The 17,067-nt window shown below is 37.4% G+C and carries 13 protein-coding genes and 1 rRNA gene; all 14 read right to left on the reverse strand.

The window, feature by feature from the left end:
• Positions 1–52: 52 nt before the first annotated feature.
• A 16S ribosomal RNA gene (locus M0D58_RS09565) occupies positions 53–1,569 on the reverse strand.
• Between the two features lie 1,017 nt (positions 1,570–2,586).
• On the reverse strand, positions 2,587–3,270 hold the full coding sequence (locus tag M0D58_RS09570; RefSeq protein ID WP_248388719.1) for a hypothetical protein: 684 nt from the start codon (positions 3,268–3,270) through the stop codon (positions 2,587–2,589).
• A gap of 3 nt (positions 3,271–3,273) precedes the next feature.
• Positions 3,274–4,140 (reverse strand): dTDP-4-dehydrorhamnose reductase, encoded by an 867-nt coding sequence (rfbD, locus tag M0D58_RS09575; protein ID WP_248388721.1) that lies wholly within the window; start codon positions 4,138–4,140, stop codon positions 3,274–3,276.
• Positions 4,140–4,625: an acyl-CoA thioesterase gene (locus M0D58_RS09580; RefSeq protein ID WP_248388723.1), complete on the reverse strand. Its 486-nt coding sequence runs from the start codon at positions 4,623–4,625 to the stop codon at positions 4,140–4,142. The genes rfbD and M0D58_RS09580 overlap by 1 nt, the downstream gene beginning before the upstream one ends.
• Before the next feature lie 69 nt (positions 4,626–4,694).
• Entirely contained in the window at positions 4,695–5,198 is a 504-nt protein-coding gene (locus M0D58_RS09585) for an OmpH/Skp family outer membrane protein (protein ID WP_072884267.1), read from the reverse strand.
• Positions 5,199–5,259: 61 nt separating this feature from the next.
• Positions 5,260–5,805 (reverse strand): OmpH/Skp family outer membrane protein, encoded by a 546-nt coding sequence (locus tag M0D58_RS09590; protein WP_072884471.1) that lies wholly within the window; start codon positions 5,803–5,805, stop codon positions 5,260–5,262.
• Positions 5,806–5,813: 8 nt separating this feature from the next.
• Positions 5,814–8,351, reverse strand: a complete 2,538-nt coding sequence (gene bamA / locus M0D58_RS09595; RefSeq protein ID WP_248388725.1) for an outer membrane protein assembly factor BamA — start codon at positions 8,349–8,351, stop codon at positions 5,814–5,816.
• Between the two features lie 27 nt (positions 8,352–8,378).
• A complete protein-coding gene (gene uppS / locus M0D58_RS09600) occupies positions 8,379–9,128 on the reverse strand; it encodes an undecaprenyl pyrophosphate synthase (RefSeq protein ID WP_248388727.1) in 750 nt (249 codons plus the stop codon).
• Between the two features lies 1 nt (position 9,129).
• Positions 9,130–10,023 (reverse strand): type IX secretion system protein PorG, encoded by an 894-nt coding sequence (gene porG, locus M0D58_RS09605; RefSeq protein ID WP_248388729.1) that lies wholly within the window; start codon positions 10,021–10,023, stop codon positions 9,130–9,132.
• 213 nt (positions 10,024–10,236) lie between these two features.
• On the reverse strand, positions 10,237–12,732 hold the full coding sequence (locus M0D58_RS09610; protein ID WP_248388731.1) for an exopolysaccharide transport family protein: 2,496 nt from the start codon (positions 12,730–12,732) through the stop codon (positions 10,237–10,239).
• 4 nt (positions 12,733–12,736) lie between these two features.
• Positions 12,737–13,606, reverse strand: coding sequence for a polysaccharide biosynthesis/export family protein (locus M0D58_RS09615; RefSeq protein WP_248388733.1), 870 nt, complete (start codon positions 13,604–13,606; stop codon positions 12,737–12,739).
• Between the two features lie 26 nt (positions 13,607–13,632).
• Complete coding sequence (locus M0D58_RS09620; protein ID WP_248388735.1) at positions 13,633–14,760, reverse strand: glycosyltransferase family 4 protein; 1,128 nt, start codon at positions 14,758–14,760, stop codon at positions 13,633–13,635.
• Between the two features lie 91 nt (positions 14,761–14,851).
• Positions 14,852–15,853, reverse strand: coding sequence for a glycosyltransferase family 2 protein (locus tag M0D58_RS09625; RefSeq protein WP_248388737.1), 1,002 nt, complete (start codon positions 15,851–15,853; stop codon positions 14,852–14,854).
• 3 nt (positions 15,854–15,856) lie between these two features.
• Positions 15,857–16,927, reverse strand: a complete 1,071-nt coding sequence (locus M0D58_RS09630) for a formimidoylglutamase (RefSeq protein WP_248388739.1) — start codon at positions 16,925–16,927, stop codon at positions 15,857–15,859.
• Between the last annotated feature and the right edge of the window lie 140 nt (positions 16,928–17,067).

Below are 17,067 nucleotides of genomic sequence, written 5' to 3' on the forward strand. Positions count from 1 at the left end.
AGTACATGTACCTTACGGTACTAATTTTGTTTATCGTCTTTAAGACGCTCTAAAATGAGATGTTCCAGCCGCACCTTCCGGTACGGCTACCTTGTTACGACTTAGCCCTAGTTACCTGTTTTACCCTAGGCAGCTCCTTTTACGGTCACCGACTTCAGGTACCCCAGACTTCCATGGCTTGACGGGCGGTGTGTACAAGGCCCGGGAACGTATTCACCGCGCCATGGCTGATGCGCGATTACTAGCGATTCCAGCTTCATAGAGTCGAGTTGCAGACTCCAATCCGAACTGAGACCGGCTTTCGAGATTTGCATCACATCGCTGTGTAGCTGCCCTCTGTACCGGCCATTGTATTACGTGTGTGGCCCAAGGCGTAAGGGCCGTGATGATTTGACGTCATCCCCACCTTCCTCTCTACTTGCGTAGGCAGTCTTACTAGAGTCCTCAACTTAATGGTAGCAACTAGTAACAGGGGTTGCGCTCGTTGCAGGACTTAACCTAACACCTCACGGCACGAGCTGACGACAACCATGCAGCACCTTGAAAATTGCCCGAAGGAAGGTCTATTTCTAAACCGATCAATTCCCATTTAAGCCTTGGTAAGGTTCCTCGCGTATCATCGAATTAAACCACATAATCCACCGCTTGTGCGGGCCCCCGTCAATTCCTTTGAGTTTCAAACTTGCGTTCGTACTCCCCAGGTGGCTAACTTATCACTTTCGCTTAGTCTCTGAATCCGAAAACCCAAAAACGAGTTAGCATCGTTTACAGCGTGGACTACCAGGGTATCTAATCCTGTTCGCTCCCCACGCTTTCGTCCATCAGCGTCAGTTAAGACATAGTGACCTGCCTTCGCAATTGGTGTTCTAAGTAATATCTATGCATTTCACCGCTACACTACTTATTCCAGCCACTTCTACCTTACTCAAGACCTGCAGTATCAATGGCAGTTTCACAGTTAAGCTGTGAGATTTCACCACTGACTTACAGATCCGCCTACGGACCCTTTAAACCCAATAAATCCGGATAACGCTTGCACCCTCCGTATTACCGCGGCTGCTGGCACGGAGTTAGCCGGTGCTTATTCGTACAGTACCTTCAGCTATTTACACGTAAATAGGTTTATCCCTGTACAAAAGAAGTTTACAACCCATAGGGCCGTCGTCCTTCACGCGGGATGGCTGGATCAGGCGCTAACCCATTGTCCAATATTCCTCACTGCTGCCTCCCGTAGGAGTCTGGTCCGTGTCTCAGTACCAGTGTGGGGGATCACCCTCTCAGGCCCCCTAAAGATCATCGACTTGGTGAGCCGTTACCTCACCAACTATCTAATCTTGCGCGTGCCCATCTTTATCCACCTCAGTTTTCAATATAAAGTGATGCCACTCTATATATTATGGGGTATTAATCTTCCTTTCGAAAGGCTATCCCCCTGATAAAGGCAGGTTGCACACGTGTTCCGCACCCGTACGCCGCTCTCAAGTCTCCGAAGATACTCTACCGCTCAGCTTGCATGTGTTAGGCCTCCCGCTAGCGTTCATCCTGAGCCAGGATCAAACTCTCCATTGTATGTTTGTCTTGACTCACTCAAAGTTTTTTAACGCTTTAGTTTTTCCTTACTTGGTTGTTATATTGTATGTCAATGATCTTCATTTCTTTCACTTCCTACAAAACTACTTCTTTTGTCAGTTTTCGTTTCGTATTTGCGAGTGCAAAAGTAAAAAATATTTCTGAATTGACCAAATGTTTTTGAAGAAAATTTTAAAGTTTTTTTAGTAACCTTAAGCCCTCTTAAACAATCCCTCAACTCAACTCCTGCTCCCCGTTTTACCGGACTGCAAAGATACAAATCTTTTTTATTCCTACAAGATTTTTTTTAATTAAATTTTGTAAAACTTTTTTTTCGTATCCCCTTTTCAGAGCTTCTATTTTTTAAACCCCGAAAGGCATCTCCTGCGCTACCTACTTCCTTCCGTTTTCAGTGGGGCAAAGATAACAACACTTTATCCTATATTCCAAATCTATTTAACATAAAATTTAAGTTTACGCAATTTTTGCCCTTAACTCTCTGGTTGTATGCATGAATAATTTTCAGGTGAGAAGGAAGTTGTGGTTATGAGTTATGAATTATGAGTTGTGGGTAATGGGCAAGGGATAACAGGATGTCCTGTAAGGTGGTCGTTATAGAGAGCTGAATCATGAAGCTTTGAAATTAAACTCAGAATCCTCTACTTCTTTCTTCTCACTTCTTACTTCTTACTTCTTACTTCTTACTTCCATCCCACCCTAGCCCGGATCGAGCGGCATGTCTGAGCTCTTTCCTGTTGTATTGGTAGCGGCGGCTTTGCCGCCGCTACCAATACAACAGGAAAAGCGAGTAGCGAGAGCCGGATTAAGCTCCTGAAATAAGAGGTAGGTTGGAGCGTGTGAAAGTGTGGGATTGTGTTTGTGTGAGAGCGTGTGTGTATGTTTTTAAGCAAGCTTGTGAATGAATGAGGTATTTATCTAAATTCGGCAAGCCCGTCTGAAACGTAGGAAACAGTTTTTAATTCAAGAAGATTATTGAAAATAAAAAAAGCAAAGTTTTCACTCTGCTTTTTGTTTATTATAAATAAGACTAAGAAATTCGGCATAAGATTTTTCGAGTCCTATAATATCACCACTTTTTAAATTGAGGCCTCCGACTCCTGTTTCATCTGATTTTATTTTTGTTGCTGAAATCTGAAAAAACTGATTGATAGTATTTTCTTTAGGCTGGAATTTTACGGCTGAGCCCAGAAGTTTTTTTGTTGAGATGGTATAAACTTCCCCCAGCGTGGTCTGGAATATCATATATGATCTTGGATGAATGTTATAATCAACTTTATTTACAGCAATCTTCTGATCTCTTTCCGAAGAGGCAAATATATATAAAAGTCCTGTCTGATTCAGTAATTTATCTTTCGGAAGATAATATAAAGCCAATCTGTAATTGGCAGGATTGACACTTTGCCATGAGCCGTCAACATTTTCAAAAGGTTTTAAAGCGAAAGTATTGGCTCCGATTTCTTTTGCTTTTTTATAAATCAATGAAAAAATTTCGGCATCATTTTTCGAAAACCCCTGAACTTCGATTTCTCCGAGATATTCCGCATCTTTTTTTTCTTCATCAATTTTATATAAAAACCTATCCGTGTTATCGTGCGTTTTTTCAACTTTTGTTAAAAACACATTTTGCGCAAAGAACAACTGAGCTGCAAGAACAAAGGTGGCAAACAGTATTTTTTTCATTCTTTATAGATTATTATGCAGAATATCCAGACACTCTTCGAGACTATTCTCCCAATGTTTGGGTTCAATTTTATAAACTTCTTCTATTTTATCGAGACACATGGTACTTCTTTTCGGTCTTTTAGCCGGAGTAGGATATTGTTCTGTGCTTAATGCATTGAGCTTGACTGATGATTTTGAAAGCTCAGCTATTTTCTGTGCAAATTCAAACCAGGTTGTCTCCGGATAGTTTGAAAAATGAAAAATCCCATAACTTTTTTGGGGTGTTTCAATAATATTCATAATAGCTTCAGCAAGATCGTTGGCATTAGTCGGCTGCCCGAACTGATCTGCCACAATTCCTAATTCTTCTTTTTGCGAAAAGAGGTGAAGCATGGTTTTTACGAAATTCTTATTGAATTCTGAATAGAGCCATGATGTTCTAAGAATTATTGTTTTAGGGTTTGCTTCTAAAGCCAGTTCTTCTCCTTTTAACTTTGATTCTCCGTAAACGCCTATAGGATTGGTAAAGTCGTCTTCTGAATAACAAAGATTTGTTTCTCCGTCAAAAACATAATCTGTAGATACATGAATAAGTACAGTATTGTATTCTTTGCAGGCGTGTGCAAGATAAGCAACACCTTGTGCATTTACGGCAAAAGCTTTTTCCTTTTCCTTTTCAGCAAGGTCTACCGCTGTAAAAGCTGATGCATTGATACAGAACTCCGGTTTGTTATCGTAAAAAAAAGAATTCACCTGATCTTCGTCTGTGATATCCAATATCTGAGAATCTGTAAAAACGAACTCATAATCCAGCTCAAAATCAGGAGCGATTTTTCTGATACAATTTCCTAACTGTCCGTTTCCTCCTACTACCAATATTTTTTTCATTATGAATTTTTTGCGTTCTGTGATCTTAAAAATTTAACTCTTGACTGAAACTCTTTCTGCTCTAAATCTACATAAAATTTATTGAACGTTTCCTTAATCTCTTCTGGATGTACTTCAGATTTTCTTGTTTTAACATTAAAATAAATTACGGTAACCCATAATACTGCATGAATGGTTTTCTCGTCCAGGCTTTTCATAAGAATTTCAACCTTTGCCGTTCTGTCCTGAACTTCTATGGTTTTGCTGCTGATGATCACTGAAGTATTGTACCGTACTTCTTTAATGTAAGCAATTTCGTTCTGAATGGCAATCCAGGTACAGCCTGTAAGCTTGGTATATTCTTCATAGGTAAAACCATAGAATGTTTCCACATGATCTTCCCTGGCATTGAACATATAGTCCAGATATTTAACGTTATTTAAATGACCAATCGGATCACAATCACTAAACCTCACCTTTACCGTGGTTGATACTTCTTTTTCCATGCTGCAAAAATAGAAAAACCACCCCGATGAGAGATGGTTTTTTATAAATGTTTTTGAATATCTGATAAATTATTGAACGCCTAATTCTTTCTTTACGGCAGCCGTAGCGTCCGGACCTCCTTTGAATACGAAGGCAGAAGAGTTTGCATCCATGATATAATCGTATCCGTTTGCTTTAGCAACTTTGGAAACGGCATCATTCAGTTTTTTCTCGATTGGTTCATAAGCAGCATCCTGTTTTGCAACAAAATCTTTTTGAGCTTTATCGTTCATATCCTGAATTTCTTGTTGCATTTTTGCCAATTCAGCCTCTCTTGCTTTGTTTTCTTCAGCTGTTTTCTTAGGAGCTTCCTCAGAATATTGCTTTAACTTAGCCTGTCCTGCATCCGCCTTTTTCTTGATTTCAGCTTGTTTTGTATCTAAGAAGGCTTTAAGATCAGTATCTGCTTTTTTCTTTTCAGGCATTGCATTAAGAATACCTATAACGTCTAAAGTTGCAATTTTTTGAGCTTTTGCCATACCTACCGATACAACCATCATTACCGCTGCAAATAATACACTTAATTTTTTCATAATTGGTAAATAAATAATTTAATTTGTTTTTAGATCTGTAAATTTAATAAAAGTTAAACTTTTATTTTCGGGTTTTAGTTTTTTCTTTTTTATCGGTATCTTTTAATAAAATATCAAGTACTTTATCTGAGTAATCGAATCTTTTTTGCAGGAACAGTACATTATTACTTGTTTTATCAATCACTATTCCTATTCCGTTTTTCTCGGCCATTGTCTTGATTGCGCCCCAGATCTGATCCTGAAACGGCTGAACAAGATTAGTCCTTAGCTTTTTAATCTCTCCCGTAGCTCCAAAGCGTAAACTTGTAGTGGTTTTGATATTTTTTTCCAAATCCATTACTTCTTTTTCTCTCAACTTCAGCTGATCTCCAATTAAAAGTACTTTCTCACTTTCAAAAGCAGATCTTTTACGTTCGTATTCCGACTGCAGGTTCTGAAGTTCGGACTGCCATGTATCAATCTGGGCGTTAAGTCTTGCTTCCGCTTCCTTATACTGAGGCATTTTATTCAGAATATACTCTGTATCAACAACACCCACTTTCTGCGCATTGCTTAAACTGAAAAGCAAAAATAAGAAGAATGAGAAAACAATTCTAAAATTTTTCATATGATGAATTATAAAGATTGGTTCATCAGGAAGTGAGTCTTCCATCCGGAAGGATCTGTTCCTGAAACTGTTTTATCGAATCCATAAGCGAAGTCGAACCCAATCAAGCCGAATGCTCCCATATAAACTCTTACCCCTACCCCAACTGATCTTTTCAACTGGAATGGATTATAGCTTCCCCATGAATTCCAAACGTTACCTCCTTCTGCGAACGTGAGTGCATAAATTTTTGCAGTCTGGTTCAATGAAATCGGATATCTTAATTCTAACGTAAATCTGTTATAAATAGTACCTCCACCTGTAGGGGTAATATCTTCAGAAGTTCCTCCGTAGGTAGAAGCATTTTCATATCCTCTTAACGGTATTAATTCTCTACCATCAAAACGGCCTCCGAAAAGTCCTGTACCCCCTACATAGAATCTTTCAAACGGCGGTGCACCAAGTTCTTTGTTATAACCGTCCATGAAGCCCATTTCAGCAGAAGATCTTAAGACCAGTTTCCCGGCAATTTCGTTATATACATCTGCTTTAAACTTCACTTTATAGAACTCCATCCATTTATATTTCTCTGTAGGACTAAGTGTAGAATAGTCTTTGTTACTGAACAATGAATACGGCGGTGTAAATTTCACCGAGAGGTCTAAATTAGACCCTACCGTAGGGAAAATGGGGTCAATACCGGCAGAGTTTCTACTTAGCCCGAGATTGATACTAAAGTTGTTCGCCGTACCATAATACTCTGTAGTTCCTCCGAAATCGAAAGGATAGTTCTTAAAATCGTATTTCTGAAACTGAATTCCTGTGTATAATGAGAAATAATCATCCGGCCACTTCAACAATCGGTTTAATCCAACTGAAGCGGAGAAAATATTCAGCTTCTGAGATGATCCGTAAACATCCGAGTACTTAACTCTTGAGTTATTGAGACTCACAGATAATGCAGTTGGCCTTGTTCCGAATAACCAAGGTTCTGTAAACCCGATACTGTAATTCTGGAAATATTGCCCTGCCTGTGCCTGAAGTGACAATGTTTGTCCGTCACCCTGTGGTACAGGTTTAAAATCTTTAAACTTGAGGAAGTTCTTCAAAGAGAAGTTGTTGAATGTCAACCCTAAAGTACCGATAAAGCTGTTACCACCGTAACCTGCCTGAAGCTGAACCTGGGAAGAACCTTTTTCAACGAGCTTCCAGTTGATATCCACGGTGTTATCCTGTTGATTTGGCTGAATATCCTGGCCTACCTGCTGCGGATCAAAAAACTGCATTCCGGCAAGATCAAAATATGTTCTTTTGATATCACTTTTAGCAAAAAGATTTCCCGGTTTGGTTCTTAAAGCTCTTAAGATCACATGATCATGGGTCGTTGTATTTCCTTCCCAGGTTACTCTGTTCCAAGTAGCTTTTTCCCCTTCGTTGATACGAATTTCAAGATTGATCTTATCTCCGTTTACCGATTTTTCAACAGGCATAACATTTGAGAAAAGGTAACCGTTGTTCATGTAGACCGACTTAATATCAGAATCATCTTCTTTACCTCCGTCTTCACCAACTTTTTTGTTGAATCCTACTGCATCGTAAATATCACCTTTTTTATATCCCAAGAGTCTCTGTAAATAATCCGTAGAATAAACGGTATTTCCGGTAAATGTAATATCGCCGATATAATACTGTTTCCCTTCGTTAAGCTTTACATTGATCTCGTAATTATTTCTTTTGTTTCTCCAAACAGAATCTGAAAGAACTTTCGCATCTCTGTAACCCAATGAGTTGTAGTAACTGATGAGATTTTGCTTGTCTTCCTGATATTTTTCTTCAATGAATTTTGAAGATTTCAGAATACCTCCGATTCCGAATCTTTTCTGTTTGGTTTCTTTAAATGCTTTTTTTCTAAGTTTTCTATCAGAAACCGCTGTATTTCCTTCAAACTCGATATGATCGATTTTGATTCTTTTACCTTTATCTACATTGATTGTCCAGTCAACAAGATTAGGATCTCCCGCATTTACTTTGTCCTGAATGGTAATTTTTGCATCAGCGTATCCTTTTTTGATAAAATCTTTAGGAATATTAGTTTTAAGACTTGAAACCAAATTTTGGGTAATTTTGGTTCCCGGCTTCAGATTGTTGTCTTTAGCCATCTTTTCATTTTTGGATTTCCCGATACCTTTTCCTGTAAACTTCACCTCGCCCAGATCTTTAAGATCCTGAAGATAAAATTTAAGGATAATAGTTTCCCCTTCAATGCTCTGAACGTATACTTCAACTTCGGAAAAGGATTGTGTATCCCAAAGTTTTTTTACCGCGTTACTGATTTTCTGTCCCGGAATGTCTACCGTCTCACCTTTCGATAATCCTGTAAATCTAAGGATCTGAGCCGGTGTATATTTTTTAACCCCATCTACAACGATGTCTTTCAATGTGTATGTTCCTGTCTGGTTTCCTGCCTGTACAGAAGTATTTACCTGTGTGCTGTCCTGTGGCGTTACCTGTCCATAGAAATGTGCAGAAGCAACAAACATAATGATGGGTAATAGTCTAAACTTCATTTTATCGTAGTCTTTCTTTTCTTAATTTTACTGGATTTTTATTTGTTCCCCGGTCTTTCCGAACCTTCTTTCTTTGTTTTGATAATCAACAATACACTGAAAGAAAATATCTTTGGTAAAGTCCGGCCACAGAACATCTAAAAACTGCAGTTCTGCATAGGCGATCTGCCAAAGGAGGAAATTACTGATTCTGATTTCGCCACTGGTCCTTATCAAGAGATCAACAGGTGGAAAATCTTTGGTGTAGAGATAGCTTTCAAATAATTTTTCATCAATATCCGCCGCATGTATCTTTCCTTCTTTTACATCTTCACTTATGTTTTTTACGGCATTCAGTATTTCATTTTGTGAGCCATAGCTTATAGCGAGTACCAAATTACCTTTTGTGTTTTCTTTTGTAAGTTCCACCACACGGTTCAGCTGATCTTTTACAAGTGGGGGAAGCTTTTCTAAATTACCAATCACGTGCATTCTTAAGCCTTTGCTGAAAATCTCCTCTGCTTCGAGCAATAAAGTCTCTACAAGTAAATTCATCAATGTATTTACTTCTTCTGCAGGGCGGTTCCAGTTTTCCGAAGAAAAGGTATAAAGCGTTAAGTACGGAATATGTATTTCATTACATGCATTAATGGCATTTCTTACTGCATTAATGGCATTTCTGTGGCCAAATGTTCTTTCTTCGCCACGGGATTTTGCCCATCTTCCATTACCATCCATGATAACCGCAACATGCTTTGGTAAATTATCAGGATCTATTTTATCTTTTATCAACGACATATTAATCACAATAACACGGAGGTCTTCCGAACGAATAAGTCAAACCTAAACTTACCGTATTCATCCAGTCTTTAGATTTTGTATCTCCAACATTTCTACCTCCTGTAAAAGCGGCTTCCCTCTCTTTAGACACCACATAATAGGCATCTGTCTGAAGAAGAGAACCTCCTGTAACAGGGCTTAAGATATCTCCGTTATAAGTAGAGATTACATCTTTAGTGAGAATTTTGCTGTAATCAAGCTGATCCGTCAGAGTATATCTGAATGTTGCTTCAGCAAAAATGGCCCAGTTATAATTAAATTTATATTTCAAACCTACTCCAAAAGGAATATGCATGGTAGTTTTTGTTCCCGTAGAGTACTGAGCTGTAGTGGTAAAATCAAGCTCATTAATTGGAGCCTGCGCAACACCATCAGCATCTCTCCTGAAATCGTTAATGAGTGTAGCTTTAGGCGCATCAAACATTAACGCTCCCACCCCACCGAAAATATACGGGCTTACCATACCTTTCTGTTCATTATTTACCGGGAAGAAATTATATTCGAAAACAAGACTTGCCTCATACACATTGTTTTTCCCGAAAGAGTTTCTGTTTTGTCTGTACTCTTCTTTTGCAACTTTATCATTAAACTGAATCTGGTTGTATCCAAGATCTAATCTTACCGTTTGATGAGGATTAAAATTAAATCTATATAAAATCCCTCCATAAAACGGAACTCCCCAATCCGATGCTTTACTTAAATCCAATGGCTTTTGTAAAATATAATTCGTTCTCCCTATATCCCCAACTAGGTTACTCATACCTAGACGAACTCCCAGTTCGTTTCTTTGTGCTTTAACACTTACCACAGTTCCTAGGGCGGCAAGGAAGCTAAACAATAATTTTCTATTCATAAAAGAATATGGATTTATGGTTATTTTAAAATTTAATTTTTGCAAATATAAAACATTTTTATATTAATGATAATCTTAATGTTTAGTTAAAAATAAACAAAAAAACATAATTTGTTATAAAGTAAACGATAAAGTCGATAAATTATTCTTTTTTTATCAGATACTAAATTTCTGCTTCATGATAAACCCTCATTAAATGAGGGCTTAAAAGTATTATTTTTTATTGAATATTTCCCGTACTTTATTTCTAATTCTTATTAACAATGGTTCTTTGTAATTTTTATCTTCGTCAAAATAGCCGTAACCATAACCGTAGCCATAACCATAGCCGTAACCATAGCCATATCCCTGCTTCGTATTGTAGTCATTGTAAACGAGCCCGAGATTTCCTGTTTCTCCATTATGATACTTTTCAGTAATCATTTTGAGCATATATTTTTCGGTGTATTCGTGACGGACTACATAGATATTGGTATCAGAATATTTCATCAGTTCGTAAGAGTCTGCAACGAGACCCACCGGCGGTGAATCAATAATAATAAAGTCATAAAGACTTTTCAGGTCCTGAATAAATCGGATATTGCTTTCACCCATAAGCAATTCGGAAGGGTTTGGAGGGATTGGGCCTGATGTAGCCACATCAAGATTGGGGATTTTTGTTTTATTAATGATCTGGCTCATTTCCACCTCCCCGGTAAGATAATTTGAAATTCCATATTTGTTATCAATTCTGAAATCCCCGAAGATTTTTGGTTTTCTGAGGTCCATTCCCAGAAGAATTGTTTTTTTATCGCTCAGCCCTAATACGGAAGCCAGGTTGATGGAAACATACGTTTTCCCCTCACCACCAATGGATGATGTTACCAGAATTACTTTACTTCCGCGATCGCTTCCTGCTAAAAATCTCATATTGGCTCTGATTCCTCTGAATGCCTCTGAAACTGAAGATTTCGGCTGATCCAGAACGGTAAGCATTGTTTCATTGGTATTGTTACCGATAACACCGAGAAGGGGAATTCTTGTGGCATTAAGTAATTCTTTAATATTTCTGATTCTATTGTCGAGCAATTCTCCTATTAGGATAAACAACATCGGAAGTATCAGAAGTCCGCCTATAATTCCTGCTTTAACGACTTTTATATTCGGTGCTATCGGCGCCTGCCCTATATTTTTGGCAGGGTCTATCACACTGATATCGGACTGATTGCCCACTATCTTTAACTGGGTTTCGTTTTGTCTGCTCAGGAGACTGTTGTAGGTTGCCTCAATCATGTTATACCCTCTTTCCGCATCCAGATATTTTCTTTCCTTTTCGGGATAAGTGGTAAGATCTGAATTGGCTTGCATTACTTCTCGGTTTATTTTAGCTATTTCTTCAAGATAATCTGAGTAATAATTACCCAAAACCCCATTTGAATTAGCTCTGGCGTCATTTATGAGTTTATTGATTTCAATCATTGGCTCGGAATTCGGCTTATAAATGCGGGCCATTTCGCGTCTTTTAAGGTATAAATCTTTAAGCTCAGAAACTGTTGCAGAAAAAACACCATCCTGAAATCCTGCCGCAGTTGTATTGATCATTTTCTCCAGGTTCTGGGAAGCAAGGGAATTTTTCATATGACGCAATGAACTTATTTTACTTTCAAGATCTGCTTTTTTAGACTCTAGTTCCTTAATTTTATTAAGAGATTTTTCATCTCTGTCTTTAATATCATAAAGCTTTTCAGTTGTCTTCATATAATTGAGGACATAGGCGCTTGAATCCAGTTTTTTTCTTACATTATCAAGATTTTCCTGTAAATAAGCGTTGGTATTTTTATCAACAATCAGCTTATCGGCCTGTCTTTTTTTCTGAAGCTCGCTTACGGATTTATTAAGAAAATTTACGGTTCCATTAAGGTTATACCCTCTTTTTGTAATAATCATAATGGTCCCGATTTCCTTATCAAAATCAACTCCGATGGTAGAAACAATATCCTGTACTGCATTATTTACCGTACTTAGCTTAACAATGATATTCTGCAGGTCAATTTTCTGTATGATGGGATTTTTCACCAGCCTGAATCTCAGATTGGGAGCTGTGAACCATTCTCCGATTTCAATGGTCCTGTTATCAGGTCTGTCATATGGATCAACTGTAGTAAATCCTTCCGTTTCATAACTGTACAAATTCCGGGAATGTCCGTCCTCCGGCAGAACAACCTCAAATTTATTATTACTTTTGGGAACCAATGTTATAGGGTAATCCATCTGCTGAAGATGTTTTTTATCCACCTCGAGCAGGATAGGCACATCATCTTTGTCCAGATAGGTTGATTTGATAACACCTTTAGTAGAATAGTTTACATAAAGTTCCAATTCCTTTACCAGAAATTCATTGTGCGTTCTCGACAGCAGCATTTTTTTCAGATAAATACCATCCTGATTCCCTCCCTGCCCCCAAATAAAATTTATAGACTGGCTAGGAGTAAAGTAGCTGGATGTGTTATTTGATATACTTAATGATAGATTGGAAGCATAGATATTTTGCGCATAATATTTACTGTATACCCATGCCATACAGTACCCTATAAAGAGCATCAGTATAAACCAATACCAGTTTTTAATAATCCTGTTAAAAAAATGGGCAAGGTCAAACAATCCGAATGAACCATATTTTCCTTCCTGAGAATCATCTTTCTCAATTTTTGTCTCTTTTTCCGGGATCATAATATTAAAGATTTTTAAGAAGAAGATAGATGGACAATGCCGTTGTGAAAACCGAAACTCCTGTTGTTAAGGTCTGGATAGGATCTTTCCCGAGGCCATTCAGGCTTTTTGCTCTTGTGTTAAGGTATATTTCGTCTCCGTTCTGAACATAATAATAGGGTGAGTTCATAATATCTTCCCGGGTAAGATCAATTCTTGCAATCTTAATTCCTTCCGGAAGTTTTCGGTGGATAACGATATTTTTTTTATCGACATTTCTATTGAGCCCACCGTTCATTGCCAATGCTTCTGTAATATTAAGTGTATTTTTATGCGCTACTTTTTCACCGGTAAGACCTGTTGTTTCAATATCTCCCAGTATATAGTAGGTAATCCCGTCGGTATTCAGTCTTACTTCAGATTTTCCTTCCTGAAAGTTTTCATTAACTTTTGCCTGAATTTCGTCGGCTACATCTTCAATAGTTCTTCCTTCAGCTTTAATATAACCGATACCAAAGACGTTAATATCACCTTTTGAATCTACTTTTAATCCATTAAAATAAAAAACAGAATTCCCTCCGCTGGCTCTCGAATTTCCCTGATTGAATCCTGAACCCACCCCTGAAGCTGATGATCCCTGTACTCCAACGGCTCCGGAAGTATTGAATGAGGAATAAAACTGGGCAGCATCACCTTTTGGAGTTGTAACAATATTAAGATTTAACATGTCATTTCTGGTAATTCTGTAAATGGGAATATTGTAGGGAATAAGCCCTTCCTCGTTAATCACCAGGCTTTCGTTCGGCTGCATATACCGGACATCCCTTGTCGTAATGCAGGAGACCATCAGGAAAGGCAGCATTATTAAAAATAAATACTTGTAATTCTTCATCATATTTTTGAAATTATTGTGAAACAGATCTAATTTCTAGTGTTTTTAATATTTCTCAGCGCATAAATGAAGTGAGGGATATATGCGCCCAAAAAACCTAAAAATATTATAATAAACAGCAAAAGATTAACATTGGTATGTCTCAGACAGTATGCTAAACCAACTACAAAAAGATAGTACAAAATGATATAACCGGACGATTTTCTGTGCGTAAGATTAAGCTTTAAAAGCCTGTGATGAATATGATTTTTATCCGCATCGAAAGGAGACTTTTTGTTGATTAATCTGATAATGATTACATTCAGCGTATCTATAATAGGCAGAATCAGGATAGCCACCGCAACTACCGGAGCAGACTGGAGATGGTACCTTGGAACATCGGGAAGCTTTTTATCAATAAAAATATCAATAAAGGAGATTGAAGTAAATGCCAGCAGAAACCCCAGCAGCATTGATCCCGTATCTCCCATAAAAATTTTACCGGTTCTGCAATTGGATAAATTATAGTATAGAAAAGCCAGCACAGAGCCGATAATGATAACCGATAAAACGACCAGCGGATAATTGTATGAACCTAATCTGTAATAGCTGATTCCGAAAAGCGCACTGCAGACCAAAGAATACCCTCCTGCAAGACCATCAATTCCATCAATAAGATTAAAGGCATTAATAAGAATAATAAAGGTAACGATACTGAAGATCACACTTACAAAATAATTGATTTCATAAATCCCGAAAATTCCGAAGAGATTTCTTATCCTGATATCCGAACCAATCACAACAAGAGATGAAACAATAACCTGCGCAACAAGTTTCTTGTAAGCCCTCATAATGACAATATCGTCCATTACGCCTACATAAAGCAGGATAACCAATGAGGCAAAGAGAAATTTATAAAGATCAAAAAGTTCATAGGCAAAAATAGGCGCACAGATTCCGATGGAATAAAATATGGCAATCCCTCCCAGATTTGCAATTTTTCGCAAATGAGAACTTCTAATTCCCGGCTCATCCATCAGATTCTTTTTTCTGGAAATCTTGATAATGGTAGGAATTGAAAAAAATGTGATTAAAAAAGAGAATAAAAAACCAAGTCCTATTTTAATGTAAAATATGGGAAGACCCGATTGAGCTAAAAATAATTCAAAATTTTTCATTTTTTTTCATTTAAAAGCACTGTTCTACTCTGTTGAGAATATCCGGAAAAGTTGTGTAAGCTTCCCCGAAACAGCACTTACATCTGTGTTTTTATATAAATTTTCTTATCAGTTTTTTCTGCCCTGCAAAAAATAAAAGATAAAATATGTTTTTTTTCAATGACAAAGATAATAGATAATTCTTACCAAAACGATTAAATTGCAATAAATTTTTAAGTTTTATATCCCTTTTATTCATAAAAAATTCAAGCTTTTCACACATTTTATAAAAAACCTCATCATTTTTTACAAAAGCAAGATATGCTATAAACGAATACACCCCTTCAAAAATCTGAAAGTTCTTAAGCTCGCCTACTTTATCCGAATATTTTGTTGTTTTAAAATACTCTTCCACCTCCTCTACTGCCCTTAAAATATCAAGTCCTTTTTCGGTGTGGGTTTTACTGATGGAATCGGTTCTTTCAAGATAATGGTAATGGAAATTCTGGGTCTGGGCTACCGTTGTACAATCCAGTAAAAGCTGGGGAATAAGCTGAATATCTTCAAAATGAACATTTTTTTTAAATCTTTTTTCATTAAAAAGACTTTTTTTAAACAGCTTATTGCAGGCAAAATAGCTGATATCGGAAAAAACGGAAAAATTATTTTCAAGATCGATTTTCTCCGGCATCTCAGGAACCTGAATCAGTTTTTGCCGGATGTTGCCGTGTTCATCTACTTTCAGGACATTGCAGATCACCATTTCTGCGCAATGCTTTTCGGCAAGCACGGTCATCTCTTCAAACATTACAGGGCTTACATAATCATCACTATCTACAAAGCCGATATAATCTCCGGTTGCTCTGTCGATTCCGAAGTTCCGGGCATCGCTGAGGCCACCGTTTTCTTTTTGAAAAGCTTTTATCCTGTCCGGATATCTTTGTGCATAATTCCGGATAATATCTTCAGAACAATCTGTACTTCCGTCATTTACTACCAGAATTTCCAGATTCTGATAACTCTGGGAAATTAAAGAATCAAGACATTTGGAAAGATATTTTTCAACATTGTAAACCGGAACAATAACAGAAACTTTTGAGGGAACATGTTTCATATATTAAATTTTCGTCAGTCGTGTGTTTAGCCAGCCTTTTTTAGCTTCATCAAAATCTTTACGGGAGCAGGGAACGCAGTTTTCTATATTTTCATCATCCCCGAAATACCAGAGATTGCTGAACGTATCCCGTTTGAAAGTATACTGGCGGTCATCAATCAGGACATAAAATATTTCATAATGTCTTTCTTTGGGATGAGATCTCTGAATATTGATCCCTTCGATGAGGTACCAGATCATTTGCGCAAGAAGCTGGTGGTTTAGTTGATTTTCCGAGTAAATATTATAATTAAAAATTCCCACGGATTTCAAATTTTCACTGAGCCCGATCTCTTTCATATACGCGCAGACCTCCCTTCTGTTTAGGCCGTTTACCTGAGGATTCATGGAAAAAGGCTCACTGAAGCTTTCAATGGCATCACAATTTACGGTTACCAGGTCCGCTTTTCTGAAAAACGGCTCTGTTTTCTCTGTAGAATTCATCATTTCGGCAAGGCGGATGATGTCAAATTCCACTTCTTTGATAAGTCTCACAGAATCAATTTCGTTCAGATGTTTCTGATAGCCGAGATGATGATAATTGTTAATCGAAAAATTCTTTGCCCCGAAAATCTTGCTGAGGAAAGTATATTCGTTAATCATTTCTCCCTGCTGAAGGGAAATAATATTGCTTATCTGAGTATAATTGATATTCTTTGTATGAAAATTAAGCGCTGAAAAAAGGGAAAACGAAAAATCATTGGACCCTCCGATAATTACTGGAATAGCCCTTTTATAATGACATGCCGAAAGGACTTCCTGTAAGATATAATGGGAATCCTGAACCGATTTTCCGGAAACAAGATCACCGAGATCTACCACAGGAATTTCAAAATCAAGCTGTGAAAGTTTGTAAAACTCTCTTCGGATCCCGGTAAAATCCTGTACTTCTGCCTCTCCCCCGGCACCCCTGTAATCCGAAACAAAAAGAAGGACAATGCTGTCTTCTTTGATATCCTTCGTAATTCTGTGGCCGATCTGCCAGCTTTCTGTTTTGAAATTTCTTGGCGAAATAATAAAATCTTCAAAATTCATGATCCCTTTTCAATATATATTGAGATCAAAAATATTAAAATTAAATTATTCCCCAAGCATAAAAACAACAGCAGTTGTTTAAGTTTCTAGTAAAACTGAATTTAGATTATTAATACCAATTTATCTTTTATATTTGAATG

The organism is Chryseobacterium nepalense (assembly GCF_023195755.1).
Classification (GTDB): Bacteria; Bacteroidota; Bacteroidia; order Flavobacteriales; family Weeksellaceae; genus Chryseobacterium; species Chryseobacterium nepalense.

Bases quoted from the DNA above. Each gene is read 5' to 3' on its own strand.
- M0D58_RS09625 (WP_248388737.1), bottom strand. From the start codon at position 15,853: ATGAAACATGTTCCCTCAAAAGTTTCTGTTATTGTTCCGGTTTACAAT.
- M0D58_RS09580 (WP_248388723.1), bottom strand. From the start codon at position 4,625: ATGGAAAAAGAAGTATCAACCACGGTAAAGGTGAGGTTTAGTGATTGT.
- porG (WP_248388729.1), bottom strand. From the start codon at position 10,023: ATGAATAGAAAATTATTGTTTAGCTTCCTTGCCGCCCTAGGAACTGTG.
- M0D58_RS09620 (WP_248388735.1), bottom strand. From the start codon at position 14,760: ATGAAAAATTTTGAATTATTTTTAGCTCAATCGGGTCTTCCCATATTT.
- M0D58_RS09630 (WP_248388739.1), bottom strand. From the start codon at position 16,927: ATGAATTTTGAAGATTTTATTATTTCGCCAAGAAATTTCAAAACAGAA.
- M0D58_RS09585 (WP_072884267.1), bottom strand. From the start codon at position 5,198: ATGAAAAAATTAAGTGTATTATTTGCAGCGGTAATGATGGTTGTATCG.
- M0D58_RS09610 (WP_248388731.1), bottom strand. From the start codon at position 12,732: ATGATCCCGGAAAAAGAGACAAAAATTGAGAAAGATGATTCTCAGGAA.
- M0D58_RS09590 (WP_072884471.1), bottom strand. From the start codon at position 5,805: ATGAAAAATTTTAGAATTGTTTTCTCATTCTTCTTATTTTTGCTTTTC.
- uppS (WP_248388727.1), bottom strand. From the start codon at position 9,128: ATGTCGTTGATAAAAGATAAAATAGATCCTGATAATTTACCAAAGCAT.
- M0D58_RS09615 (WP_248388733.1), bottom strand. From the start codon at position 13,606: ATGATGAAGAATTACAAGTATTTATTTTTAATAATGCTGCCTTTCCTG.
- bamA (WP_248388725.1), bottom strand. From the start codon at position 8,351: ATGAAGTTTAGACTATTACCCATCATTATGTTTGTTGCTTCTGCACAT.
- M0D58_RS09570 (WP_248388719.1), bottom strand. From the start codon at position 3,270: ATGAAAAAAATACTGTTTGCCACCTTTGTTCTTGCAGCTCAGTTGTTC.
- rfbD (WP_248388721.1), bottom strand. From the start codon at position 4,140: ATGAAAAAAATATTGGTAGTAGGAGGAAACGGACAGTTAGGAAATTGT.